Genomic DNA, 25,605 nt, shown 5'->3' with positions numbered 1-25,605 from the left:
TCACTGTGAGTTTTTCTCACTATAGCCTTTTCGTTTCACACTCCACCCAGGTACGCCTTCCTCACCTCCGGATCCTTCAGCAACGCCTCGCCGCTGCCGCTTAACCGAATCTGGCCGTTAACCATCACATAGCCGCGGTCGGACAACTTCAGCGCGTGGTGCGCATTCTGCTCGACCAGAAAAATCGTCATTCCGTTACGGGCCAGTTCGCGCAGCGTCTGGAAGATCTGTTTAACCACGATTGGCGCGAGGCCGAGGCTGGGTTCATCCAGCAGCAGAAGTTTAGGACGGCTCATCAGCGCGCGGGCGATAGCCAGCATTTGCTGTTCACCGCCTGAAAGCGTCATCGCCCGCTGGTTACGTCGCTCTTTGAGGCGAGGGAAGAGGTCGAACATGCTTTGCATATCTTCCGCTGCATGCTGATTGCCGACGGGGATTGTCCCCATCAGCAGGTTCTCTTCTACAGACATATCCGGGAAAATGCGTCGTCCCTCAGGTGCCTGCGCGATGCCGCCGGTGGCAACATAGTGGGTAGATTTGTGGCTGATATCCTCGCCGCAGAAGAGGATCTGCCCGTTGCGGATCCGGGGCTGACCAAAGACAGACATCAGTAATGTTGACTTCCCCGCGCCGTTAGCGCCAATCAGGGCCACGGTTTCCCCTTTGTTAACCTCAAGCGAAACCTGCTTCAACGCCTGGATCACCCCGTAGAAAACATCCACATCCTGAAACTGAAGCATCGGTTCGCTCACAGATTTACCTCGCTTTCGTCGGTGCCCAGATACGCGGCAATCACTTTTTCATTGTGCTGAATCTCAGCCGGTTTACCTCTGGCAATTACATCGCCGTGATCGAGCACAATGATGTCATCTGAAATGCCCATCACCATCCCCATATCATGCTCGATCAGCAAAACCGTGATGTCATGGTGGTCGCGCAGGAACCGGATGATCTCACTCAGCTTGTGCGTCTCCACCGGGTTCAGGCCGGCAGCAGGTTCATCGAGACAAATCATCTCCGGGCCGGTACACATGGCGCGGGCGATTTCGAGGCGTCGTTGCTGACCATAGGACATTTCCCCGGCCAGACGGTTCGCGCAATCCACCAGATCCACCACCTCCAGCCAGTAAAACGCCCGGTCCAGCGCATCGTTTTCTGCCCGACGATACGCAGGGGTGTTCAGCACCCCCGCCAGCAGATTGCGGTTGACGCGCATGTGCTGTGCCACCAGCAGGTTTTCCACAACGGACATCTCGCGGAACAGGCGGATGTTCTGAAACGTGCGCGCAAGACCCGCGCGGTTCACCAGATGCGTGCCGCCAAACATTTTATAGAACAGGCGTTGACCAAGCTGCGCCGGGTTGAGCCAGTCGCCCGGCTGGAATTTCTGGCCGAGCACCTGAATGACATTTGTGGTTTTATTTCGTGCATTGAACAGAATGTTGCCGCCGGAGGCCCTGTAGAAACCGGTCAGGCAGTTAAAGACGGTCGTTTTTCCCGCGCCGTTAGGCCCAATGAGTGCGGTAATGGAGCCGCGCTGCACCTCAAGATTGACGTCGTTTAAGGCCTTGATCCCGCCGAAGTGCATCATCAGATGTTCTACACGTAAAATCGTTGCGTTCATGGCGCCACTCCTTTACGCACGGCAAATCCGCTGCGGTTGATGCGGATCAGACCGCGAGGACGCCAAATCATCATCACCACCATCAGCATGCCAAACAGCAGCACCCGGTATTCCGCAAAGCTGCGCAGCAGTTCCGGCGTGACGGTCAGCACAAAGGCGGCCAGTACGACGCCGACGGTGGAGCCCATCCCGCCCAGGACCACAATGGCGAGGATCAGGGCCGATTCAAAAAAGGTGAAAGAGGTCGGGTTAACAAACCCCTGGTAGGTGGCAAAAAACACCCCGGCGATACCTGCCGTCGATGCGCCCAGGGTGAAGGCCGAGAGTTTGACCAGAACGTGATTCAGCCCCATGGAACGGCAGGCAATCTCATCCTCACGGAGCGCTTCCCACGCCCGTCCAATGGGCATTCGGGTCAGCCGGTGTTTAATGTAGAGCACCAGCATGACTACCAGGAAAAGTACCGCATAGATGAAAATAAACTTCATGTTGGGGTTATAGGTCAGGCCGAAGAACTCGTGGAAGGGGACGCCGCCTTCTTTGGCGCGTCGGCCAAACTCAAGGCCAAAAAAGGTTGGGGCAGGGGCTGAAACGCCGTTTGGCCCGCCGGTGAAGGTGAGCCAGTTGTTCAGCACCAGGCGGATGATCTCGCCAAACCCGAGCGTGACGATGGCGAGATAATCCCCGTGCATGCGCAACACCGGAAAGCCAAGCAGGGCGCCTGCGCCCGCGGCCATTAGCGCCGCCAGCGGCAGCATGCTCCAGAACCCAAGCCCCAGATACTGATACCCGAGCGCCAGCCCGTAAGCGCCGATGGCATAGAAGGCGACATAACCCAGATCCAGCAGCCCTGCCAGGCCAACAACAATGTTCAGCCCAAGACCGAGCAGGACGTAGATCAGTCCGAGAATGGCAACCGTCAGAAGGTATTTCGTTGCTACAAACGGGAAGCAGATCGCCAGCGTGACAATCAGCGGAATGATCCAGCGCATGCGGCTTTTATACGCCGGCGGCCGGACATACACGCCCGCATTGTCGGATTCAAACCGCGTCTGTAAACGTCTTCCGGCCGCCGTAGCTGAAAAGGCGCTCAGCAAAAAACGTCCCACCATCACCGTGCCAACAATCCACGCCAGCCGCTGGCCGTCAAAGGTAAAGCTGTAACCATCCAGTATCACACCCGCAATCGGGCCGAAAATAATCAGGGCGATCATTCCAGAAAAAATTGCGTCCAGAATGCAGCGCTTCAGGGAAAAACCGTCAGAGGTCATCGCGTTGTTCCTTACACTTTAGCCACGACAGGGCGGCCCAGCAGCCCCTGAGGACGGAAGATCAGAATTAAGACCAGCAATCCAAACGAGAACACGTCTTTATAATCCGAGTTCACCATCCCGGAGAATTGCGCTTCTGCGACGCCCAGAATCAGCCCGCCAAGCATCGCACCGGGCAAAGAGCCGATGCCGCCCAGCACCGCCGCCGTAAAGGCCTTGATGCCGATAACAAACCCGACGTAAAAATCAAAGGTGCCGTAATTCATGGTGATCAGCACGCCCGCCAGCCCGGCCATGGCTGCGCCGATAACAAACACCAGCGAAATTATTCTGTCAGTGTTGATACCCAGGATGGAGGCCATCTTACGATCCTGCTGTACCGCACGGCACATGCGTCCTAAGCGGGTACGGTTGATAATCCAGGTCAGCACCAGCATGCCCGCGAACGAGGCGATGAGGATAAAGACTTTGGTATAGGTTATCTGGACAAACCCTTCGCCAAGGTGAAAACGCAGCACGCCATCAAGCATGGTGGGCACGCCCTGCTGGCGCGGGCCCTGGCTGAGCTGGACGTAGTTTTGCAGTATCAACGACATCCCGATGGCCGAAATCAGCGGCGCCAGACGCGTCGAGTTGCGTAGCGGCTTATAGGCGATGCGCTCAATCGTCCAGCCATAAACGCCAGTGACCACGATGGTGAAAACCAGCGTCCCCAGGATCAGCAGCGGAAAGGAGTGGAGTCCAAAAAACGCCAGCAGGGCCAGGCCAATGGCCGAGAGATAGGCGGAGATCATATACACTTCGCCGTGAGCGAAATTGATCATACCGATGATGCCGTACACCATGGTGTAGCCGATGGCGATAAGACCGTAGACCGACCCCAGCGTTAAGCCATTAATTAATTGTTGCAGAAAGAATGTACTCATGGTCGCGCACCTGAATAAAGGGTTACGCCGACAGTCAGACCTGCCGGCGCTGAGCAGATTCCGTCCCGTTATGGCACTTCTTTATATTTGCCTTTGTCATCCCACTGGTAGACCACGTAGTCAGAGACTTTGAGGTCACCTTTGCTGTCCCAGGCTTTTTTACCCATCACCGTGTCGACAGGGTTGGCCTTCAGCCACTCGCTGGCTTTTGCGGAATCCGTCCCTTTCGTGGCCTTGAATGCCGCCGCGATAGCCTGCACAGACGCGTAGGCGTAGAGGGTGTACCCTTCAGGTTCAAATTTACCGGTGCGGAATTTCTCGATGACGGCTTTTCCGTCCGGGATCAGGCGCGGATCTTTACCGAAGGTCATGTAAATACCGTTGGTGTACTGTGCCCCACCGGCGGCGGTGACCATCTCTTCATTGACGATACAGTCTCCCGAGAAGAACTTCGCCTGCACGCCCTGTTCACGCATCTGGCGAACCAGCGGGCCCGCTTCCGGGTGACAGCCCCCGAAGAACACCACGTCCGGTTTTTGTGCGCCGATTTTGGTCACCAGCGCGTTAAAGTCTTTCTCCCCGCGGGACAACCCTTCGTACATCACCTCCTTAACGCCGCGTTTCGCCAGCGCCGCTTTAGTGGCATCCGCCAGCCCCTGACCGTAGGTGTCTTTATCGTGGATGATGACCACCCGTTTGGCTTTCAGCTTATCAAGAATAAAATCGCTGGCGACCTGGCCCTGCTGGTCGTCACGTCCGCACATGCGAAATATGTCGCTCATGCCACGTTCGGTAATCAGTGGGTTCGTTGAGCCGGGAGTGATGGAGAGGATCCCGGCATCGCTATAGACCTCGGAGGCGGGCATGGTCGACGAAGAGCAGAAGTGGCCGACGACCGCTTTCACCTTATCCTGATCGACTAAGCGGTTGGCAACGGCGACGGCCTGTTTGGGCTCGCAGGCGTCGTCGCCCTGAACCAGTTTGATTTTCTCACCGTTGATCCCGCCGGCGGCGTTAATGTCTTCCGCCGCCTGCGTAGCGCCATGCCAGTATTGATCGCCGTAGGTTGCGTTCGGGCCTGTGAACGGCCCGGCCACGCCGATGACGATATCGGCCTGCGCGGAAAAGGCCGTCACCAGACAACCGGCCAGCACCAGGGAGAGGGGAGTTTTGGTAAATTTCAGCGACATTATTATGTTCCTTAGCAAAGAGGTTTTTGCACCAGGTATAAACCCGAACGCCTGATGGCATCGTAAATCCAAAAACAAGAGCGAGAACAAAATGCACTTTAGAAGCAATCTCATGCTTAATACGGCGAGGATCCCACGCACCGCGAAGCGCGCAGAACATTAAGCAAAAAGGTTGCCAGAATGGTTAATCCCTTGACCGGGTCACAACACGTTGAGTATAGAGCGCCGTTTTATGCGCCTTTGCGGGATGATATGAATTTACAGCGGAGATCACATCTCCTTAACAACAAAGCCCATAAGTTGTGCAACGGTCACGATTTGCACGTTTTTGCAGCAATAAAGACCTAAACTTCAGATAGGCACGCGCGGCGATATATGTCAGGATCGTTTTTTTTATCAGGAGTATCAGCAATGGCTGAAGGCCCATTAAATGAAAGCGAGATGGCGTGGCTGGAAGAGACATTAATCTCTTACGGTCACGACGATGCATCCGTTATTGACGTGTCCGAACTGGACGGCATGCTTACCGCAGTACTTTCCGGTCCCGTTGTGGTGGAGCCCGACACCTGGCTGGTGGCGGTCTGGGGTGGTGAGAAATATATTCCTCGCTGGAAAAACGATCGTGAGATGAACCGTTTTATCGATCTCTGCTTTAAGCACATGAACGATATTGCCGAGCGTTTGAGCGAATACCCGGATCAGTTTGAACCGCTGTTTGGCTATAACGACGTTGACGGTCAGAGCTATACCGTGGTGGAAGAGTGGTGCTATGGCTACATGCGCGGCGTGGCGCTGACGGACTGGTCATCCCTGCCGGAAGCGCTGGAAGCGGACCTGGCGGTGATTGCCCTGCACGGGACGGAAGAGAACAGCGAGAAGCTGGATGCGCTGACCGAAGAGGAGTATATGGCCAGCATCGAGAGCATTCAGCCTGCGGCGCTGCGCTTGTATAACTACTGGGTGGCTAACCCGCAGCAGCCGGAAGCGAAAAAGCCGATCGTGAACGGGTCGAAGGTGGGGCGTAACGACCCGTGCCCGTGCGGGAGTGGGAAGAAGTTTAAAAGCTGCTGCCTGCATTAAATCATTAATTACTGTGGCCTGAATGGGGCACGGGTGTTGAGTCCCCGCTAAAATCGGCGAACCGGAGACCAGATGACAAGGGCTGGACGCCATGGATGGCGGCCAGAGGCGAATCGAGACAGGATGTCGAGTTGAGCCGACCGCAGGCAGATGGTCGGGAGGTGAGCGCAGTGCGAAGCACCGATTTTCCGCGGGGCCGCGGGGATTGATAAGGGGGCCGCGGCGGCCCCCTTATCCCGTTCACATGCTGTGAAAAAATTATATTCTGTTGATCTTAAGGTGAACGGAACAGTACCTCAGGACCTGTATAAATAAGTTATCCCACTTCCGGCAGCATCCCCGCTGCAATCAAAATCTGCACCAGAATAATCGCCACACCGCACCCAAACACCACGCACAGCATTGGCGTACCGCCCGCTACGCGATACCCCTGCTGCGGATGTTGCTGGCGGCTCTTCCACGCCAGCAGGGAAGGCAGCAGCAGGGCCAGTACCGATAACGCCACGCCGGCATACCCCAGCGCCATCACAAACCCGCGCGGGTAAAAGAGCGAGAAGGCCAGCGGCGGCAGGAAGGTCATCGCCCCCGTCTGTAAGCGTCCCGCAACGGTATTGCGACGCTGGAACAGATCCGCCATATAGTCAAACAGACCAAGCGCCACGCCGAGGAAGGAGGTTGCCAGCGCCAGGTCTGCAAACAGATGTACCGCCAGCTCCACGTGTGAAGAGGCCACCACGTTACGCAGGGCAACCAGGAATCCATTCAGACCAGAATGCTCTGCCATCAGGCCGATAAAGGTATTGGAATCAATACTGCCCAGCGTCACCAGCTGCCAGAACAGGTAAGCAATCAACGGAATGGCGCTGCCGATAACAAAGACGCGGCGTAGCTTGCGAATATCACCGTTCATATAGCTCACGATGCTCGGTACGCTGCCGTGAAAACCGAAGGAGGTGAAAATAACCGGGATGGCCGAAAGCGCCAGACCTTTCTCCAGCGGGAGGGAGAGCAGGTTAATCTTGTGAACATGCGGTGCCAGCAGCACCAGCATCACAACAAGGAAAAGAATTTTGGCGCTGAACAAAAAACGGTTAAACAGATCGACCAGCGATGTGCCCGCACAAACCACGCCGCCACCAATCAGCGTAAAGACAATGGCGCCTGTTTCCGGTGAAAGCAACGCACCGAAGCCGTCATTGATACTTGACGCAATCAACTCTCCGGCGCCGCTGATGTAAGCGGCAGTCAGGGCGTACATCAGGAACATCATGCTGAAACCGGTGATCCACTGCCCGTAGCGTCCAAGATAGCGTGCAGCCAGGGAGCCTAAGCCAGTATCGGCAGGGACATGCTGATAAACCTCCAGCAATAATAGCGCGGTGTAACACATCAGGGCCCACAGACCGCCCAGCAGCACTACGGTAACCCCAAACCCGACGCCAGCGGCAGCCAACGGCATGGCCAACATTCCTGCGCCAATTGTCGTTCCGGCGACGATAAAAATACTTCCCAGAGTTCTGTTCTTCACGCTTTCCTCTACAACGCTTCCATACCGCGACTCATTCTGCGGCGCAGAGTAAGGGAAAAGCCCGGTCTCGTCAAATCACCGTTACATAGGGTGTAAAAATTAATTTACAAAAAGAAAAGGGTAACCTGAGCCAGCGCAAAGCGTGCCGTGGAGGGAGCGTTTAGTCTGCTTTTTTATTTACGAGAGGTAACCATGTCAATTCACGGACACGACGTGCTGAATATGATGATTGAGTCAGGTGAGCGGTATACTGAGGAGAGTCTGGTTGAGGCGATACATGCCCGCTTTGGCGAAGCGGCGCGTTTCCATACCTGTTCAGCTTCAGAGATGACGGCCGCGGAGCTGGTGGCGTTTCTGGCGGCGCGCGGAAAATTCATTCCGGCAGCAGACGGATTTTCCACTCACGAAAGTAAAATTTGCCGTCATTAAATAAAACGGTGCTGAAAACTCAGCACCGCTTTTCTGTTAATTCTGCGTGTCGAGCGTCGACAGCTCTTTATCAATGAAGTACAGACCTTCCCCGGATTTACCTGCCAGAGATAATTTATCCAGCACGGATTTAAACAGCTTCTCTTCTTCGTGCTGTTCAGCCACATACCACTGAAGAAAATTAAAGGTTGGATAATCCTGGCTGGTCATGGCGGCATGAGCCAGTTCATTAATTTTCTGGGTGATCAGCTGTTCGTGCTCATAGGTGGCGCGGAACAGTTCATCAAGAGAGCCGTATTCGGCAAAAGGGGATGCCACGTTATCAATACGCGGCAGGCTGCCGGTGTCCGTCAGGTAATCAAACAGACGCTGCATGTGCGTCATCTCTTCCTGGGCATGACGACGCAGGAAGGCGGCCGCTCCTTCAAAGCTGTGATAGCTGCACCAGGCGCTCATCTGCTGATAAAGCAGGGAAGAAAAAAGCTCAAGATTCATTTGCGCATTGAGCTTGTCGATCATTTCAGTTTTTAACATGGTGCAGCTCCGGTTTATTAATTCTGGTTCACGATGAGCGACACTATAATTTGTTATTTAATTATTTGCAAAAAGTAAAATAAATATTTCTTTATTAAAAATACGAATGGGAATAAAACGCATTGCCGCTATTTATATTTATTAATGAGAATTGTTTTAGTTCTTATTAAATAAACTGCCAGCGTGACTGGCAGTAGCGGTTAATACCACGGATTCTGGCTGGAAGAGGTAACAGCATATCCCTGACATTTATACTGAATGGTCACACTTTCGTTCAGACAGAGTGAACCGCTGATCAGGGTGCAGGTTTTAATTGGCTGCCCGTAGGCTGACGCGGTGGCGTAGCCCATATGTTGACAGGCTTTGGTTGCCGTACCGTTATTAACATACTCATCAGACCAGGCGTTTTGCAGCATGGCCTGGCCATAGTCGAGGCGCACAATTCCGTTTGGGGCATCCGTACTGCTGATTTCTGCCTGACGGTTGATACTGCACCCAGCGAGCAACAGGATCGTTCCGGCTATGATTATACGTTTCATGGTTCACTCTGCGTGACGGGAAATACGCCATTGTAACCAACGCGATGTGACGCAATGGCCGGAATAGCCGGAGGATCTGCCCTCTCACTGTGCAACGAGCCGGGCCACCGCGCGAAATTGTGAGCGCATCTTTGTTTTTTAAAACAAGTTTTCACTTAATTTGAAAGTGTGTTTGTTTGATAGTAAGGTTAAGTGGAAAAAGTATCCACAGCGGGATCGCCCGCCATGCATTCAGGAGAGACAAGATGAAAATTGCACTGATGATGGAAAACAGCCAGGCCGCTAAAAATCCCATCATCCTTAATGAGCTGAAAGCCGTTGCTGATGAGAAAGGTTTCCCGGTCTATAACGTCGGTATGAGTGATGAGAACGATCATCATCTCACCTATATTCACCTGGGCATCATGGCGAGCATTCTGCTTAACGCTAAAGCTGTCGATTTTGTTGTCACCGGCTGCGGTACCGGGCAGGGCGCGTTGATGTCCCTGAACATCCATCCGGGTGTGATTTGCGGTTACTGCATCGATCCTGCGGATGCCTTCCTGTTTGCGCAAATCAACAACGGTAACGCGCTTTCTCTGCCTTTTGCAAAGGGCTTCGGCTGGGGGGCAGAACTGAACGTACGCTTTATCTTTGAGAAAGCGTTTACCGGACGCAATGGCGAAGGTTATCCACCAGAGCGTAAAGAGCCGCAGGTGCGTAACGCCGGGATCCTGAACCAGGTGAAAGCGGCGGTGGTGAAAGAAAACTATCTGGATACCCTGCGAGCAATCGATCCTGAGCTGGTTAAAACCGCCGTCTCAGGCCAGCGCTTCCAGCAGTGCTTCTTCGAGAACTGCCAGGACAAAGAGATCGAAGCCTTCGTGCGCGGTATTGTTGGCTGATTCCGTTTTGCCGGGCGGTGCGTTGCCTGCCCGGCAGATAGCGTTACTTTTTCGATGAGACCGCGCTGCCTGCATCTTTGGTCAGACGCAGCGTGTCAACCATTCCCACCAGGCAGATTAGTGCGATCGCCACAAATGCCAGCCGGAAGCTCATTCCCGGCATGCCGGCAATCCCCATCGCCTCACTGACTTTTTCCCCGATACGAATACCAATCGCCCCGAGCGTGATCCCAAGCCCCACGGCAAGCTGCGTTGCGGTTGAAAACAGAGTATTGGCATAGCTCATCTGCACCGATGGCACATCCGCAAAAGCCAGCGTACTGATGGCTGTAAACTGAATCGAACGGAAAACGCCGCCCAGATAGAGGATCAGCATGACGAGCCACGCGGGCGTCTGCGGCGTCAGAAACGCGCAGGCCAGCAACGCCAGGACATTCAACGCACCGTTAATCAGCAACAGCCGCTTAAACCCCAGGCTGCGGATAAGCGGCGTCGTCGCCGGTTTAATGGTGAGATTGCCAACGAAAACCGCCAGCACCAGCAGGCCCGAATGGAACGCGTCCATGCCAAAGCCGACCTGGAACATCAGCGGTAACAGGAACGGAACCGCGCTGATGGAGGCGCGAAACAGCGATCCGCCATACAGGGTGACGCGAAACGTCGGCACCTGCATCGCATCGAGTCTGATCATCGGCCAGGTTGTCCGCTTAAAGTGACGCAGTGCCAGACTTAACGCGACGATACCGACGATAAACAGCGTGGCGGTTAATCCTGTTCGCAGAGGCTCTGCGCCCATCAACTCCATCGCATAAACCAGGCTCACCATGGCAAGGGTGGTGACAACAAAACCCGGTAAATCAAACGGTCGGCGCGTATCTTCATGCAGGTCTGGAATGATGCGCAGTGCCAGCAAAATGGCGATTATCCCCAGCGGCACGTTAATAAAGAAGATCCAGCGCCAGTCGGCATAGCTGGTAATGAACCCACCCAGCGGCGGGCCGATGATCGGCGCGACCAGCGCAGGCCACGTCAGGGTGGCGATTGCCGTGATGAGCTGATGTTTTGGCGTGGTGCGTAGCACGGCCAGGCGACCCACGGGCACCATCAGCGCGCCACCCATGCCCTGAAGGACGCGCATCGCGACGAACTGATCGAGCGTGGTGGACAGGCCGCAAAATACCGAGGCCAGCGTGAAGATTGCCAGCGCGAGGGCAAACACTTTTCGCGCGCCGAAGCGGTCGGCGATCCAGCCGCTGGCGGGGATCAGCACGGCCAGGGTGATCAGGTAGGCGCTGATGCCGATATTCAGATCCACGGCCTGTACACCGAAGCTTTTTGCCATGTCCGGCAGCGCGGTGGCAATCACCGTCCCGTCCAGAAACTCCATAAAGAAAGCACCGGCCACCAGCAGCGCCGCAGGCGATAATCCACGGCTCTCTTTGCCGGATACGTTTTCACTCATTCTCTTCCTGCCCGCTCAAAAAATTTTATAAACATTTACTGGAATTTATAAGACTGTAACGTGCAGATTTATCATGGCTTTTTTTAACAAACCAGCAGCACTGAGGGTTTAATAACCGTGATGCAGGTCACAAAATGGTTGATTTTTGTGATGGTGGTCATATTATAAGCGTATTGACAATAACACCTGCATAACACGTTACTGGAGCAACATAATGAAACTGCGCAAAATCCTGAAAAGCATGTGGGCAAACTACTGCACAACGTTTAAAGACGTCCCACCGGGTGCGATGTTCTGATAAAAAAACCTGCTTCGGCAGGTTTTTTTATGTCTGCGGACGACGAGAGGGAGATGGAAGGGCGTCTGTTTTGCTACTATGGCGGCCTTTGAATAAGGAGAACCCCATGTCACAAAACCTGAGCGCCGATCAGGAACTGGTATCTGACGTCGTCGCCTGCCAGCTGGTTATCAAACAAATCCTTGATGTGATTGACGTTATCGCGCCGGTTGAGGTACGCGAAAAGATGTCGACCCAACTGAAAAACATCGATTTCACCAACCATCCTGCTGCGGCGGACCCGGTTACGCTCCGCGCGATCCAGAAAGCGATCGCGCTGATTGAACTCCGCTTCACACCGCAGGGTGAGTCACACTAAAATAAACCGATGTTTTAAAATTAGAAACCCTTTTCTGCTTTTACGTCGAAGGGCGACAGAGCCTGTCGCCCGCAGAAGGATCAGAAGAACGTCTGTACCAGCAGATAGCTCACCACGCAGGCACAGCTGACGCCAATCAGCCCCGGCAGAATAAAGCTGTGGTTGATGATGAATTTACCGATGCGGGTGGTGCCGGAGCGATCGAACCCGATACAGGCCAGATCGCTCGGATAGGTCGGCAGCACAAAGTAGCCGTAGGATGCCGGGAAGAAGGCCACCAGCATTTTCGGCTCGATGCCCAGCATCAACCCCATCGGGGCGACCGCGGTCAAGGCCGCAGCCTGGCTGTTGACCAGTTTTGATACCAGGAACAGCACGATGGCATACGTCCAGGGATGACTCTTCACCACCCCCTCCAGCGCCATTTTCAGCTCGTCGAGATGCGCCTGAAAAAAGGTATCGCTCATCCACGCCACGCCAAACACCGAGAAAATCGCGACCATCCCCGCCTTAAATACCGCCCCGTTTGAAATGGCCGACGCATTTACCTTGCAGGTCATCAGCATGATGGCCCCGGCGATCAGCATCATCATTTGAATGACAAGGTTCATCGACAGTGCTGTCATTTTCCCTTTGATCTCAAACGCCGGACGCAGCTCGGGCAGCGCACCCAGCAGGACCACAACGGCAATCCCGGCGAAGAAGATCCACGTGGACCAGTAGGCCTGTTTCGGGAAACGCTGATCCATCAACGTCTCCGTTCCTCCATAGATAAACTCCCGCTGTTTCGGATCTTTCAGCTTTTCCTGAAATTCAGTATCGTCTGCGAGGTTTTTCCCCCGGCGCAGGCTCCACAGTGCCGCAATGGCGACGCCAGACAGTGAGGCCGGTACGGAAACGGCGAGGATTTCGAGGATCCCCCACGCGTGACCGATGCCGTGCTGCGCACCCAGAATCGAGACCAGCGATACGACGGCCACGGAAACGGGGGAGGCGGTGATCGCCATCTGAGAGGCCACCGAGGCCACCGCCATCGGCCGTTCCGGGCGAATGCCTTTTTTCAGGGCGATATCCGCGATAATGGGAAACATGGTGTAGACGACGTGACCGGTCCCGCAGAGGAAGGTCAACATCCAGGTGGTAAACGGTGCGAGAAGGGTGATGTGTTGGGGATGTTTACGCAGCAGGCGCTCTGCGAATTGCATCATTACATTCAGGCCACCGGCGGTCTGTAGCGTGGCCGCACAGCCGATGACGGCGAGGATTGTGAGCATCACGTCAACGGGCGGTTTACCGGGTTGCAGACCAAAGACAAAACTTAAAATAAACAGGCCGATACCGCTTATCAGCCCCAGGCCCATCCCGCCGAAGCGGGTGCCTATCAGCAGGCAGAGGATAATGACAATAAACTCAATGGTGATCATGATGCTCCCTCGTCAATGAATGTAATTAAACAAATCATTACACGATGTGTGGTTATTCATTGGGAGCAAGATCTGATTTGTTAAATGTCAGCAAAAGCAGGGAGTTGGTACCCACCCCCTGACGGGAGCGGGTGAAGGGACTTAGTGGTGTTGCACGGTAGCTATGTCGAGAAGATGGCGGTCCGTCTGCTCCAGACAAATCCCCGCACGTTTCGCGTTGCGGATTTCATCTGCGAGCGTCTTTAGCAGCATGCCATCCTGCTGCTGCTCTCTGTCCATATCGCGTAAAAACGTGAGGGTAATGATGTCCCGTTGCGCTTTGGCTTCATCAGCCAGTTTGCTCAGCTTCGCACAGCGTTGCTCATACTCTTCGAGCGTTTTCTGGAACAGTTCTTCCAGAGAAGTGTAATTATCTTCAATCGTTTCAAGCTCTTTGACGGTAGGGTTTGCCCCGACAGCTTTCAAAAAGTTAAAGACACGCATCATGTGCGTGACGTTACTTTGCGCCTGAGTACGAAAGAAGGTGGCAGTGCCGTTGAGGCTTTTTCTGGAACACCACGCGCTCAAATGCAGATGCAGATTTGAAGCATAAAACTCCAGGTTCATCTGGGCATTCAGTTTTTGCATCATCGTTTGGGTAGTCATTCTCATATCCTTATTGACTGTGGGACTTGATGTCCGCTACTTAACCTGACCCGGCAGGTATTGACGATTGAATGGCAGAAATAGATTTCTGCAAGGTAAAAACTCGAAAATTCACTTCCTGTGTTCGATTTAAATAAGCATACGCTTCTCTTCGACTTAAGAAAACTCTTAGTTGGGCTGTGTTTACCATAGATTACAAATTTAAATATAGCCCAGAATAGAAAGAAGGTTACGAGATTGGTAATTATATAACGTGTTGATTTAAAAGGGTGTAAAATCAATTTTGCTCATTTTTATCGTTTCAGGAAACGTTCTTTGGCGGGAAATTCTGTAAAAGTGATAAATCAGAAATAATATTTGCAAATATATCCTGTCGTATCAAATTTGAGCTAAATCAATTTTCACTCAATATACGGTTCTGTGATCGCGGCGCAAGATTGTGATCTGATAACGCGAGAAAATGAAACGATGTTTTACATTGTTTCATTATTTGAGGTTTATGATGGCTAACGTTGCGGTGCTGCTGGCACCTGGTTTTGAAGAAGCAGAAGCGATTATCACTATTGATATTCTGCGGCGTTTACAGATTGAGGTGGAGACGCTGGCCTGCGCGGAGTCCCGTGCGGTAGTGAGTTACCATAATATCCCCATGGTGGCTGACAGTACGTTAACGGAGCGCATTAATAAGCTGTATGACGCGGTCGTATTGCCCGGTGGGCCGCAGGGGAGCGTCAATCTTGCTGCTAACCAGGAGGTGATCCGCTTTGTTTCCGCGCATGACGAGCACGGCAAACTTATCTGCCCGATCTGCTCTGCGGCCGCGCGGGTGCTGGGCGGTAACGGGCTACTGAAGGGGCGCCGCTACGTCTGTTCCGGCGATCTGTGGCAGAGCGTTGATGATGGAGTATATGTAGATGCGCCGGTCGTGGAGGATAATAACCTCATCAGCGGCAAGGGGCTGGGGCACGCTTTTGACTTTGCGCTGACGCTCTCTGCTCATTTGTTGGGTGACGACGCCCCCGTGCGCGATCATGCTGAACACATCTATTACCGCTGGTAAATTTTCTGCCGGACGCTAAGGCGTCCGGCTTACAGGGATTTCTTAGCTGACCTTATGGATAATCCTGCTTAACTCCTTTCCATTTGTAGGACAATTACGTCCTTTTTTATGTCATTTTTCGCTGAATTTATGTACGCAATTACTGTAATTCTGCGGTGTGATGTCGCTCTCTTATGGATGATTAATTTCCCGCTAAAACTATCTCCAGCAATAACGCTTATAACAAGGTAAGCGCTAATGCCTTGTTTTAAGTCCGATTAAATAAGTTGTTCGCCATTATTCCCTACAGATAAGAATGCTTAAGCTGGAGTTTACCATGCACAAATTTACTAAAGCGCTGGCGGCCATCGGCCTGGCTGCCGTTATGTCACAATCCGCTATCGCTGAAAATTTAAAGCTCGGTTTTCTGGTTAAACAGCCTGAAGAACCGTGGTTCCAGACCGAATGGAAATTTGCTGATAAAGCCGGAAAAGATTTGGGATTTGAGGTAATTAAAATCGCCGTACCTGACGGTGAGAAAACGCTGAACGCCATTGATAGCCTGGCGGCCAGCGGTGCGAAAGGTTTCGTTATCTGTACGCCGGATCCAAAACTGGGGTCAGCGATTGCCGCGAAAGCGCGCGGTTACGACATGAAAGTGATTGCGGTGGACGATCAGTTCGTGAACGCCAAAGGTAAACCGATGGATACCGTTCCGCTGGTAATGATGGCGGCCACTAAAATCGGTGAGCGTCAGGGCCAGGAGCTCTATAAAGAGATGCAAAAACGCGGCTGGGATGTCAAAGAGACCGCCGTGATGGCCATTACCGCTGACGAGCTGGACACCGCCCGTCGTCGTACCACCGGGTCCATGGACGCCCTGAAAGCGGCTGGCTTCCCGGAAAAACAGATCTACAAAGTCCCGACCAAATCCAACGATATTCCGGGCGCCTTTGATGCGGCGAACTCCATGCTCGTCCAGCATCCGGAAGTGAAGCACTGGCTGGTGGTGGGAATGAACGACAACACCGTACTGGGCGGCGTGCGTGCAACGGAAGGCCAGGGCTTTAAAGCACCGGACGTGATCGGGATCGGCATTAACGGCGTTGACGCCGTGAGCGAACTGTCTAAAGCGCAGGCGACCGGCTTCTATGGCTCACTGCTGCCAAGCCCGGATGTCCACGGCTATAAATCCAGCGAAATGCTCTACAACTGGGTGACCAAAGGGGTTGAACCGCCGAAATTCACTGAAGTGACCGATGTGGTGCTGATCACCCGCGATAACTTCAAAGAGGAGCTGGCGAAAAAAGGACTGGGCGGTAAGTAATACGCTGTGATTGCGCCCCTCACTCACCGTGAGGGGCCAGACGTACACACTACAGGAATCACGGAGTCGTTATGCAACAGTCTGATCCGTATCTCTCTTTCCGCGGCATCGGAAAAACGTTCCCCGGTGTAAACGCGCTGACCGATATCAGCTTCGACTGCTATGCCGGCCAGGTTCACGCCCTGATGGGGGAGAATGGCGCGGGAAAATCCACGCTGCTAAAAATTCTCAGCGGCAACTACACGCCCACCACCGGCACGCTGGCTATTCGCGGCGAAGAGGTGGCCTTTGCCGACACCACGGCAGCGTTAAATGCGGGCGTCGCCATCATCTATCAGGAGCTGCATCTCATTCCTGAAATGACCGTGGCGGAGAACATCTATCTGGGCCAGCTTCCGCATAAAAGCGGCGTGGTCAACCGCTCGCTGCTCAATTATGAAGCGGGCTTGCAGCTCAAGCACCTTGGGCTGGATGTCGATCCGCAAACGCCCCTTAAGTATCTCTCCATCGGCCAGTGGCAGATGGTGGAAATTGCCAAAGCGCTGGCGCGTAACGCCAAAATTATCGCCTTCGATGAGCCAACCAGCTCGCTCTCGGCGCGTGAAATAGAAAATCTCTTTCGCGTGATCCGCGAGCTGCGCAAAGAGGGCCGCATCATTCTGTACGTTTCTCACCGTATGGAAGAGATTTTTGCCTTAAGCGATGCCATCACCGTGTTTAAAGATGGACGCTACGTGCGCACCTTCACCGATATGCAGCAGGTTAATCACGATCAGCTGGTGCAGGCGATGGTCGGACGCGATCTGGGTGACATTTACCACTGGAAACCGCGCGAGTATGGCCCGGAGCGTCTGCGTCTGGATAACGTCAAAGCCCCAGGCGTGCGCACGCCCATTTCACTCTCGGTGCGCAGCGGCGAAATCGTCGGGCTGTTTGGCCTTGTGGGGGCAGGGCGCAGCGAGCTGATGAAAGGGCTGTTTGGCGGGACGCGCATAACCCAGGGCCAGGTTTTCGTCGACGGGAAAAAGGTCGATATTCAGAAGCCTGCGCAGGCGATTAACGCGGGGATTATGCTCTGCCCGGAGGATCGAAAGGCAGAGGGCATTATTCCGGTGCACTCGGTGCGCGACAACATCAACATCTCTGCCCGGCGCAAGTTCATCCGCGCGGGATGTCTGATTAACGACGGCTGGGAGGCGAGCAATGCGGATCACCATATCCGTTCGCTGAACATTAAAACCCCCGGCGCTGAACAGCTGATCATGAACCTGTCCGGCGGTAACCAGCAAAAAGCCATTCTGGGGCGCTGGCTATCGGAAGATATGAAGGTCATTTTGCTGGATGAACCAACGCGCGGTATTGACGTGGGGGCGAAACACGAAATCTATAACGTCATCTATGAACTGGCAAAACGTGGTGTGGCGGTCCTGTTCGCCTCCAGCGATCTGCCCGAGGTGCTGGGCGTCGCCGACCGCATTGTAGTGATGCGTGAAGGCGAAATTGCCGGTGAATTGCTGCATGAACAGGCGAATGAACAACAGGCGTTGAGTCTCGCCATGCCTAAAGTTAGCCAGGCTGTCGCCTGAGTAAGGAGTCAATGATGTCCTCTGTTACTACATCCGGAGCGCCGAAGTCGGCTTTCAGTTTTGGCCGCATCTGGGACCAGTACGGCATGCTGGTGGTCTTTGCTGCCCTCTTCGTCGCCTGCGCGATTTTTGTGCCGAACTTCGCCACGTTCATCAATATGAAGGGGCTGGGGCTGGCTATCTCCATGTCCGGCATGGTGGCCTGCGGAATGCTGTTCTGCCTGGCCTCCGGTGATTTTGACCTGTCGGTCGCCTCGGTGATTGCCTGTGCAGGCGTCACCACTGCCGTGGTGATCAACATGACCGAAAGCCTGTGGATCGGCGTGCTGGCCGGGCTGCTGCTCGGCGTGTTGAGCGGCCTGGTGAACGGGTTTGTCATTGCGCGCCTGAAGATTAACGCCCTGATTACGACGCTGGCGACCATGCAAATCGTGCGCGGTCTGGCCTATATCATCTCCGACGGCAAAGCGGTCGGGATCGAAGACGAGCGTTTCTTCACGCTGGGCTATGCCAACTGGCTGGGGCTGCCTGCGCCAATCTGGCTGACGGTAGGCTGTTTGATCCTGTTCGGTTTCCTGCTCAACCGCACCACCTTTGGCCGAAATACCCTGGCGATTGGCGGCAATGAAGAGGCGGCGCGTCTGGCGGGTGTCCCGGTCGTACGGACCAAGATCATTATCTTCGTGCTTTCCGGGCTGGTATCGGCGGCGGCGGGGATTATTCTGGCGTCGCGCATGACCAGCGGCCAGCCTATGACCTCCATTGGTTATGAGCTGATCGTTATCTCAGCCTGCGTTTTGGGGGGCGTTTCCCTCAAGGGCGGCATCGGAAAAATCTCATATGTGGTGGCGGGGATCCTGATTCTGGGGACCGTGGAGAACGCCATGAACCTGCTCAATATTTCTCCGTTCTCTCAGTACGTCGTACGCGGCCTGATCCTGCTGGCAGCGGTGATCTTCGACCGTTACAAGCAAAAAGCGAAGCGTACCGTCTGATTTATTTTTAGCCACTAACCTGCTCAACTATTAACCATAGTTGATCCCCTGACCGGCCCGCCAGTTTTGTTGACGGGCCGGTTGCTAAATGGCGAGCACCGTCACACTGTCTATACTTACATGGCTGTTTTGTTCACTGTAAGGAGGATTAGGGTGGCTGACTTGTTAACCGCACCGCCTGTACTGCCCGGAAAATTTGCTTTCTTTTTTGACCTCGACGGGACGCTCGCCGGGATTGAACCGCATCCGGATGACGTTGTTGTACCGGACACGGTGTTAGAGAATTTGCAGCAGCTCTCCCGACAGAACGAGGGGGCACTGGCATTGATTTCAGGGCGCTCAATGGCCGAGCTGGACGTGCTCGCCAGTCCTTATCACTTTCCGCTGGCCGGTGTGCACGGAGCGGAGCGCCGCGATATCCATGATCAACTGCATATAGTTTCACTCCCCGACACGCTGATTCAGGCGCTGCATGCGCAACTCTCTTCGGCTCTGGAAATGCTTCCCGGTACGGAACTGGAAGCCAAAGGCATGGCTTTTGCGCTGCACTACCGTCAGGCGCCCCATCATGAGGCGGCGATATTTTCGATAGCAAGAAGCGTGGCCGAAGCCCATCCGGAGCTGGCGTTACAGCCGGGTAAATGTGTGGTCGAGATTAAACCGGCAGGAATTAACAAAGGCGCTGCCATTGCAGCGTTTATGGCGGAAGCGCCGTTCAAAGGGCGTACGCCAGTCTTTTTTGGGGATGACCTGACCGACGAGGCCGGGTTCAGGGTGGTAAACCAGGCCCAGGGCATGTCTGTCAAGGTTGGATCTGGTGAAACCATTGCCGGATGGCGGCTGGATAATGTCGCCAGCGTCTGGCAGTGGATATCTGACGTCGCTAACCAGCAACAACAACAAATAGCGCAAAACAACGGGAGAAATCATTATGGGTCGCTTAGTCGTCGTCTCTAATCGCATCGCACCGCCGGATGATAAAAAAGCCAGTGCCGGTGGCCTGGCGGTCGGGGTATTAGGTGCCCTCAAAGCCGCGGGTGGTCTCTGGTTTGGCTGGAGCGGGGAAATCAGTAACGAAGAGAAACCGCTAAAAAAGGTGTCACGGGGCAATATCACGTGGGCCTCCTTCGCCCTTAGCGAGAAGGATTATGATGAATATTATTCCGAGTTCTCAAACGCCGTGCTGTGGCCAGCGTTTCACTATCGTCTGGATCTGGTGAAATTCCAGCGTGAATCCTATGAAGGCTACATGCGCGTCAACGCGCTGCTGGCAGATAAACTACTGCCGCTGATCGAAGAAGACGATATCTTATGGATCCACGATTATCATCTGCTGCCCTTCGCCAGGGAGTTGCGGAAACGGGGTGTGAATAACCGAATCGGTTTCTTCCTGCATATTCCGTTCCCGACCCCGGAGATCTTTACGGCGCTGCCGCAGCACGAGGAGATCCTGGAGGCGCTGTCAGATTACGACCTGCTCGGTTTCCAGACGGAAAATGACAGGCTGGCCTTCCTCGACAGCGTGTCGGGCAAAACCCGGCTGGTCACTCACGGCGGTAAATCTCATACCGCGTGGGGACGAAATTTCCATACCGAAGTCTACCCGATCGGTATTGAGCCAGACGAAATTGCCGAGCAGGCCTCCGGTCCGCTGCCGCCGAAGCTTGCCCAGCTCAAGGACGAACTCAAGCACGTTAAGAATATCTTTTCGGTTGAGCGACTGGATTATTCCAAAGGGTTGCCGGAGCGATTCCTCGCCTATGAAACCCTGCTGGATAAATTCCCGCAGCATCATGGCAAGATCCGCTACACCCAGATAGCGCCGACCTCGCGCGGTGAGGTTCAGGCCTACCAGGATATTCGTCACCAGCTTGAGACCGAAGCAGGGCGCATCAACGGGCGCTATGGCCAGCTCGGCTGGACTCCACTTTTCTATCTGAATCAGCATTTTGAGCGCAAAATCCTGATGAAAGTGTTCCGCTATGCGGACGTCGGGCTGGTCACGCCGCTGCGCGACGGGATGAATCTGGTGGCAAAAGAGTATGTAGCAGCACAAGATCCTGCTGACCCGGGCGTGCTGGTGCTGTCCCAATTTGCCGGTGCGGCAAACGAGTTGACCTCAGCGCTGATTGTGAACCCTTACGATCGCGATGACGTGGCAAATGCCCTGAATCGCGCGTTAACCATGCCGCTTGCGGAACGCATTTCACGTCATTCGGAAATGATGGAGACCATCGTCAAGAATGATATCAACCGCTGGCAGGCGCGTTTTATTGACGATTTACGCGCGATCCAGCCGCAAAGTCAGGAAGGTGATCTGCAAAAAAAGATCGCGACCTTCCCTAAACTCGCCTGATTTCCTTCGGGGGCATCAATTGCCCTCGAGAGGCACCAGCAGGACATCCACCTGGCTTGACGAAACGATGGATTTTGCCGAGCATGCCGCCCGGGAAAAAAAGCTCTGGTTATGATTTCCGCAAATGACCAGGTCAATATTCTGTTTCCGACAAATGTCGAGAATATGTTCACTTAATTCCCCGGTGGCTATCACCGTCTGATGGACAGGATAGTTTGCCCGCTCAACCAGCTCGCGCAGAAATTGCTGCGTTTCTTCCTGAAGAACCTCACGAATATCTTCCAGCATAGGCGCTGCCAGTTGGTTATACATTTCGGGTTCAGCTGCCAGGGTGATCAGACTTATGCGGGCGTTGTTCGGGCGGGCAATGGAAACGGCACGGGCGACGAGTTGATGACTTTCTGGGGAAACCGCAACAGAAACAAGAAGATGGGAGTAACTCATCACACACTCCTTTTATGTCAGAATGACACGTTTCTCAAGCTTTACCGCGAATCTGCCGCTTCTGCAAGAGGTACATGCGACAATAGTGTGAACCTTATCATAATTATTCATTAATTATTCTTATAAGAAGAATAACGAAATGGCGGCGCTAAATGAAAGTAATTAACAACTTAACGTAAATCACACATTTAGCCTTCCGTGCTGTTAAATCGCGTTAACCGATCGTCAACGCAAGCGTGATGCTGACCCCTGGAAGCTCCTGTCTCGAATTGAAAGCTTAACCTGCTGTTTTTACTTAATTAACTCTGGCTGTTCCCTGACGTTCGCGCCCGTTCAGACGCGGAAGGGCAGCGCTTCTCCGACATAGCAATTTTCATACCCGATCCACTCATCCCTCTGCATGAGTATTCGTTCCATAAGAATATAACCAAGCTTCGGTTGCTCAATAAATAGTCAAATTACAAGTCACGCTGATGGATTTATGGGTTACATTCGCGTAAATTATGTGACGAAGATCACATTTTTTTTAAATTCCAGGGGGGGCTGCATTGTATGTGTCAAAACTGACGAGTAGAGTTTGCGTCGAATTAGGAAAAATCTTAGTTATTTGTAAGAAAAGATAAAATGTGTAACCGACATTTTGGCCATGTTAACCGGTCACGCGCTTTACGACGTACAAACCTAAATTCAACTATGCATTTGGCCTTTTCTTTTTATACCGGGTGATTTCCCGGCGACATCACGGGGTGCGGTCTTTCCGCATAAAAATAATAGTTGGTTATTCGGGATGGGAAAAATGCATACATCCGAGTTGCTAAAACATATTTATGACATCAATTTGTCGTATTTATTGCTCGCGCAGCGTTTGATTAGTCAGGACAAACCGTCAGCGATGTTTCGTCTGGGTGTTAACGAAGAGATGGCAACCATGCTGGGTGGATTAACCCTCCCGCAAATGGTCAAGCTGGCTGAAACCAATCAACTTGTCTGCCAGTTCCGTTTTGATAACCCGCAGACCATTACGCGTCTGACTCAGGAATCTCGCGTGGACGATCTGCAACAAATCCACACCGGTATTCTTCTCTCCACCCGTCTGCTCAACGAAATCAGCCAGCCTGATGACGTAGCCCGGAAGAAAAGGGCTTAACAATGAGCGAAAAAAGCATTGTTCAGGAAGCCCGTGATATCCAGCTGGCAATGGAACTCATCACGCTGGGCGCGCGTTTACAAATGCTGGAAAGCGAGACGCAGTTGAGCCGTGGTCGTCTGATCAAGCTGTACAAAGAACTGCGTGGTAGCCCGCCGCCAAAAGGCATGCTGCCGTTTTCCACTGACTGGTTCATGACCTGGGAGCAGAACATTCATGCTTCCATGTTCTGTAACGCCTGGCAGTACCTGCTTAAAACGGGGTTATGCAGCGGCGTTGATGCCGTGATCAAAGCCTACAAACTTTACCTTGAGCAATGCCCGCAGCAGGAAGAGGGACCTCTGCTGGCGCTGACCCGCGCCTGGACGCTGGTGCGTTTTGTTGAAAGCGGCATGCTTGAATTGTCGCGCTGCAACTGCTGTGACGGCAATTTTATTACCCACGCGCATCAGCCTGCGGGCAGCTTCGCCTGTAGTTTGTGCCAGCCTCCATCCCGAGCCGTAAAAAGACGTAAACTTTCCCGGGATGCTGCCGATATTATTCCACAACTGCTGGATGAACAGATCGAACACGCTGTTTAACCCGAACCTGTGGGCAAGATTCCAGCAGCGGTAAGCGATTACCGCTGCTTTTTTTTACCCTGCGTTCAGGTCTCGCGCTCGAAATGAACGTCCTGCCATAGTCACTAGCGGAAGGATGATGTCGTGCTTATCTTATTAGGTTACCTGGTAGTTCTCGGTACAGTTTTCGGCGGTTACATGATGACCGGCGGGCACCTTGGAGCACTCTATCAACCGGCTGAACTTGTCATCATCGGCGGTGCAGGGGTAGGGGCTTTTATCGTTGGTAACAACGGTAAATCGATCAAGGGCACGCTGAAGGCGATTCCGCTGCTGTTTCGTCGCTCGAAATACACCAAAAGCATGTATATGGATCTGCTGGCGCTGCTCTATCGCCTGATGGCGAAGTCACGTCAGCAGGGGATGTTCTCGCTGGAGCGGGACATCGAAAACCCGAAAGAGAGCGAAATTTTCGCCAGCTACCCGCGTATTCTGGCCGACGCGATGATGCTCGATTTTATCGTCGATTACCTGCGCCTGATCATCAGCGGCAACATGAACACCTTCGAAATTGAAGCCCTGATGGACGAAGAGATTGAAACCCATGAGAGCGAATCCGAAGTGCCGGCCAACAGCCTGGCGCTGGTGGGCGACTCGCTTCCGGCGTTTGGCATCGTGGCGGCGGTAATGGGCGTGGTACATGCCCTGGCCTCGGCGGATCGCCCGGCGGCTGAACTGGGCGCGCTGATTGCCCACGCGATGGTGGGGACGTTCCTCGGTATTTTACTGGCCTACGGCTTTATCTCCCCGCTGGCGAGCGTGCTGCGCCAGAAGAGCGCCGAAACCACCAAAATGATGCAGTGCGTGAAAATTACGCTGCTCTCAAACCTCAACGGTTATGCCCCGCCGATCGCCGTCGAATTTGGTCGTAAGACGCTCTACTCCAGCGAACGTCCGTCGTTTATCGAACTGGAAGAGCACGTGCGCGCGGTGAAAAACCCCAACCAACAGACGACAACTGAGGACGCATGAAAAACCAGTCCCATCCGATCGTCATCGTAAAAAAGCGCAAGCATAAGGCGCACGGGCACGGTTCTCACGGCTCCTGGAAGATCGCGTACGCCGACTTTATGACCGCCATGATGGCGTTCTTCCTGGTGATGTGGCTGATCTCCATCTCCAGCCCGAAAGAGCTTATCCAGATTGCGGAATATTTCAGGACGCCGCTGGCGACGGCGGTCACCGGCGGGCCGCGCATTTCGAACAGCGACAGCCCGATCCCCGGCGGCGGTGACGATTACACCCAGCAGCAGGGCGAAGTGAAAAAACAGCCTAACATCGACGAGCTGAAAAAACGGATGGAGCAGGCGCGCCTGAAAAAACTGCGCGGTGACCTGGATCAGCTGATTGAAGCGGACCCCAAGCTGCGCGCGCTGCGTCCGCATCTGAAAATTGACCTGGTACAGGAAGGGCTGCGTATTCAGATCATCGACAGCCAGAACCGGCCGATGTTTAAAACCGGCAGCGCCGATGTCGAGCCCTACATGCGCGATATTCTGCGTGCGATTGCACCGGTACTGAACGGTATTCCTAACCGCATTAGCCTGTCCGGACACACGGATGATTTCCCGTACGCCACGGGAGAGAAAGGATACAGCAACTGGGAGCTTTCTGCCGATCGCGCCAACGCCTCGCGTCGCGAGCTGGTGGCGGGTGGGCTTGATGATGGCAAGGTCCTGCGCGTGGTCGGCATGGCTGCAACCATGCGCCTTACCGACCGCGGACCGGATGACGCCATCAACCGTCGTATCAGTCTTTTAGTGCTGAACCAGCAGGCGGAGCAGGCCATCCTGCATGAAAACGCCGAAAGTCAGAATGAGTCACTGGACGATTTAAAACAGCCTGGGGCCGTCCCTTCGGCTGCCGTTCCAACATCGCCACCAGCCAATCCGAGGTGAT

General features: G+C 53.8%; 27 protein-coding genes. 15 read left to right on the top strand and 12 right to left on the bottom strand.

The window, feature by feature from the left end:
• Positions 1-35 precede the first annotated feature (35 nt).
• The 5 genes from BFV63_RS13685 to BFV63_RS13665 all read right to left on the bottom strand — a co-directional run bounded on the left by BFV63_RS13685 (position 36) and on the right by BFV63_RS13665 (position 5,011).
• A complete protein-coding gene (locus BFV63_RS13685; RefSeq protein WP_017384431.1) occupies positions 36-752 on the bottom strand; it encodes an ABC transporter ATP-binding protein in 717 nt (238 codons plus the stop codon).
• Positions 749-1,624 carry an ATP-binding cassette domain-containing protein gene (locus tag BFV63_RS13680; protein WP_003859662.1) on the bottom strand — a complete coding sequence of 292 codons (876 nt, stop codon included), beginning with the start codon at positions 1,622-1,624 and terminating at the stop codon, positions 749-751. Before BFV63_RS13680 ends, BFV63_RS13685 begins: the two co-directional genes overlap by 4 nt.
• Positions 1,621-2,895 carry a high-affinity branched-chain amino acid ABC transporter permease LivM gene (gene livM / locus BFV63_RS13675; RefSeq protein WP_048240542.1) on the bottom strand — a complete coding sequence of 425 codons (1,275 nt, stop codon included), beginning with the start codon at positions 2,893-2,895 and terminating at the stop codon, positions 1,621-1,623. Before livM ends, BFV63_RS13680 begins: the two co-directional genes overlap by 4 nt.
• Before the next feature lie 11 nt (positions 2,896-2,906).
• A complete protein-coding gene (locus BFV63_RS13670; protein ID WP_003859667.1) occupies positions 2,907-3,821 on the bottom strand; it encodes an ABC transporter permease subunit in 915 nt (304 codons plus the stop codon).
• Between the two features lie 68 nt (positions 3,822-3,889).
• Positions 3,890-5,011, bottom strand: a complete 1,122-nt coding sequence (locus tag BFV63_RS13665) for a branched-chain amino acid ABC transporter substrate-binding protein (RefSeq protein WP_003859669.1) — start codon at positions 5,009-5,011, stop codon at positions 3,890-3,892.
• 411 nt (positions 5,012-5,422) lie between these two features.
• Between BFV63_RS13665 and BFV63_RS13660 the strand changes: the two genes are divergently transcribed.
• Positions 5,423-6,091, top strand: a complete 669-nt coding sequence (locus BFV63_RS13660; RefSeq protein ID WP_003859671.1) for a YecA/YgfB family protein — start codon at positions 5,423-5,425, stop codon at positions 6,089-6,091.
• 316 nt (positions 6,092-6,407) lie between these two features.
• Here the strand turns inward: BFV63_RS13660 and tyrP are convergent, their stop codons facing one another.
• Entirely contained in the window at positions 6,408-7,619 is a 1,212-nt protein-coding gene (gene tyrP / locus BFV63_RS13655; protein ID WP_032634191.1) for a tyrosine transporter TyrP, read from the bottom strand.
• 192 nt (positions 7,620-7,811) lie between these two features.
• On the opposite strand from tyrP, the gene BFV63_RS13650 reads away from it, so the two are divergent.
• Positions 7,812-8,048 (top strand): YecH family metal-binding protein, encoded by a 237-nt coding sequence (locus BFV63_RS13650; protein WP_003859673.1) that lies wholly within the window; start codon positions 7,812-7,814, stop codon positions 8,046-8,048.
• A 36-nt stretch (positions 8,049-8,084) separates the two neighbouring features.
• Here BFV63_RS13650 and ftnA read toward each other — a convergent pair whose 3' ends face one another.
• Positions 8,085-8,582 (bottom strand): non-heme ferritin, encoded by a 498-nt coding sequence (ftnA, locus tag BFV63_RS13645; RefSeq protein WP_003859676.1) that lies wholly within the window; start codon positions 8,580-8,582, stop codon positions 8,085-8,087.
• 200 nt (positions 8,583-8,782) lie between these two features.
• Positions 8,783-9,121, bottom strand: a complete 339-nt coding sequence (yecR, locus tag BFV63_RS13640; RefSeq protein ID WP_003859678.1) for a YecR family lipoprotein — start codon at positions 9,119-9,121, stop codon at positions 8,783-8,785.
• 245 nt (positions 9,122-9,366) lie between these two features.
• Between yecR and BFV63_RS13635 the strand changes: the two genes are divergently transcribed.
• Complete coding sequence (locus BFV63_RS13635) at positions 9,367-10,005, top strand: RpiB/LacA/LacB family sugar-phosphate isomerase (protein WP_003859680.1); 639 nt, start codon at positions 9,367-9,369, stop codon at positions 10,003-10,005.
• 43 nt (positions 10,006-10,048) lie between these two features.
• Here BFV63_RS13635 and BFV63_RS13630 read toward each other — a convergent pair whose 3' ends face one another.
• Positions 10,049-11,467, bottom strand: coding sequence for an MFS transporter (locus BFV63_RS13630; protein ID WP_003859681.1), 1,419 nt, complete (start codon positions 11,465-11,467; stop codon positions 10,049-10,051).
• Positions 11,468-11,681: 214 nt separating this feature from the next.
• Here BFV63_RS13630 and azuC point away from each other — a divergent pair, with 214 nt between their 5' ends.
• Positions 11,682-11,765 (top strand): stress response protein AzuC, encoded by an 84-nt coding sequence (azuC, locus tag BFV63_RS23085; protein ID WP_003859682.1) that lies wholly within the window; start codon positions 11,682-11,684, stop codon positions 11,763-11,765.
• A 106-nt stretch (positions 11,766-11,871) separates the two neighbouring features.
• Positions 11,872-12,123: a DUF2766 family protein gene (locus BFV63_RS13625; protein WP_003859683.1), complete on the top strand. Its 252-nt coding sequence runs from the start codon at positions 11,872-11,874 to the stop codon at positions 12,121-12,123.
• An 80-nt stretch (positions 12,124-12,203) separates the two neighbouring features.
• Here the strand turns inward: BFV63_RS13625 and BFV63_RS13620 are convergent, their stop codons facing one another.
• Both BFV63_RS13620 and BFV63_RS13615 read right to left on the bottom strand, forming a co-directional pair.
• Positions 12,204-13,547 (bottom strand): anaerobic C4-dicarboxylate transporter, encoded by a 1,344-nt coding sequence (locus tag BFV63_RS13620; protein ID WP_045896088.1) that lies wholly within the window; start codon positions 13,545-13,547, stop codon positions 12,204-12,206.
• A 141-nt stretch (positions 13,548-13,688) separates the two neighbouring features.
• Positions 13,689-14,192 carry a non-heme ferritin-like protein gene (locus BFV63_RS13615; RefSeq protein ID WP_032609548.1) on the bottom strand — a complete coding sequence of 168 codons (504 nt, stop codon included), beginning with the start codon at positions 14,190-14,192 and terminating at the stop codon, positions 13,689-13,691.
• Positions 14,193-14,694: 502 nt separating this feature from the next.
• Here BFV63_RS13615 and BFV63_RS13610 point away from each other — a divergent pair.
• From BFV63_RS13610 to otsA, 6 genes are all read left to right on the top strand, one after another.
• Complete coding sequence (locus tag BFV63_RS13610; RefSeq protein ID WP_003859686.1) at positions 14,695-15,252, top strand: DJ-1/PfpI family protein; 558 nt, start codon at positions 14,695-14,697, stop codon at positions 15,250-15,252.
• 316 nt (positions 15,253-15,568) lie between these two features.
• Positions 15,569-16,558: an arabinose ABC transporter substrate-binding protein AraF gene (gene araF / locus BFV63_RS13605; RefSeq protein WP_017384422.1), complete on the top strand. Its 990-nt coding sequence runs from the start codon at positions 15,569-15,571 to the stop codon at positions 16,556-16,558.
• A gap of 71 nt (positions 16,559-16,629) precedes the next feature.
• A complete protein-coding gene (gene araG / locus BFV63_RS13600; protein WP_003859688.1) occupies positions 16,630-18,144 on the top strand; it encodes an L-arabinose ABC transporter ATP-binding protein AraG in 1,515 nt (504 codons plus the stop codon).
• A gap of 14 nt (positions 18,145-18,158) precedes the next feature.
• Positions 18,159-19,139, top strand: coding sequence for an arabinose ABC transporter permease AraH (gene araH, locus BFV63_RS13595; protein WP_003859689.1), 981 nt, complete (start codon positions 18,159-18,161; stop codon positions 19,137-19,139).
• Positions 19,140-19,292: 153 nt separating this feature from the next.
• On the top strand, positions 19,293-20,096 hold the full coding sequence (gene otsB, locus BFV63_RS13590) for a trehalose-phosphatase (RefSeq protein WP_003859690.1): 804 nt from the start codon (positions 19,293-19,295) through the stop codon (positions 20,094-20,096).
• Positions 20,071-21,495 carry an alpha,alpha-trehalose-phosphate synthase gene (gene otsA / locus BFV63_RS13585; protein ID WP_003859691.1) on the top strand — a complete coding sequence of 475 codons (1,425 nt, stop codon included), beginning with the start codon at positions 20,071-20,073 and terminating at the stop codon, positions 21,493-21,495. Before otsB ends, otsA begins: the two co-directional genes overlap by 26 nt.
• A gap of 15 nt (positions 21,496-21,510) precedes the next feature.
• Here otsA and uspC read toward each other — a convergent pair whose 3' ends face one another.
• Entirely contained in the window at positions 21,511-21,939 is a 429-nt protein-coding gene (gene uspC / locus BFV63_RS13580) for a universal stress protein UspC (protein ID WP_045329912.1), read from the bottom strand.
• Between the two features lie 796 nt (positions 21,940-22,735).
• On the opposite strand from uspC, the gene flhD reads away from it, so the two are divergent.
• From flhD to motB, 4 genes are all read left to right on the top strand, one after another.
• On the top strand, positions 22,736-23,086 hold the full coding sequence (flhD, locus tag BFV63_RS13575; protein WP_003859693.1) for a flagellar transcriptional regulator FlhD: 351 nt from the start codon (positions 22,736-22,738) through the stop codon (positions 23,084-23,086).
• A gap of 2 nt (positions 23,087-23,088) precedes the next feature.
• Positions 23,089-23,667: a flagellar transcriptional regulator FlhC gene (gene flhC / locus BFV63_RS13570; protein ID WP_003859695.1), complete on the top strand. Its 579-nt coding sequence runs from the start codon at positions 23,089-23,091 to the stop codon at positions 23,665-23,667.
• A gap of 123 nt (positions 23,668-23,790) precedes the next feature.
• Positions 23,791-24,678 (top strand): flagellar motor stator protein MotA, encoded by an 888-nt coding sequence (gene motA / locus BFV63_RS13565; RefSeq protein ID WP_003859696.1) that lies wholly within the window; start codon positions 23,791-23,793, stop codon positions 24,676-24,678.
• Complete coding sequence (gene motB / locus BFV63_RS13560) at positions 24,675-25,604, top strand: flagellar motor protein MotB (RefSeq protein ID WP_045337563.1); 930 nt, start codon at positions 24,675-24,677, stop codon at positions 25,602-25,604. The genes motA and motB overlap by 4 nt, the downstream gene beginning before the upstream one ends.
• The last annotated feature ends 1 nt before the right edge of the window (position 25,605 follow it).

The organism is Enterobacter hormaechei subsp. xiangfangensis, from assembly GCF_001729785.1.
Taxonomy (GTDB): domain Bacteria; phylum Pseudomonadota; class Gammaproteobacteria; order Enterobacterales; family Enterobacteriaceae; genus Enterobacter; species Enterobacter hormaechei_C.
This window is presented reverse-complemented; position numbering and strand designations above follow the sequence as displayed.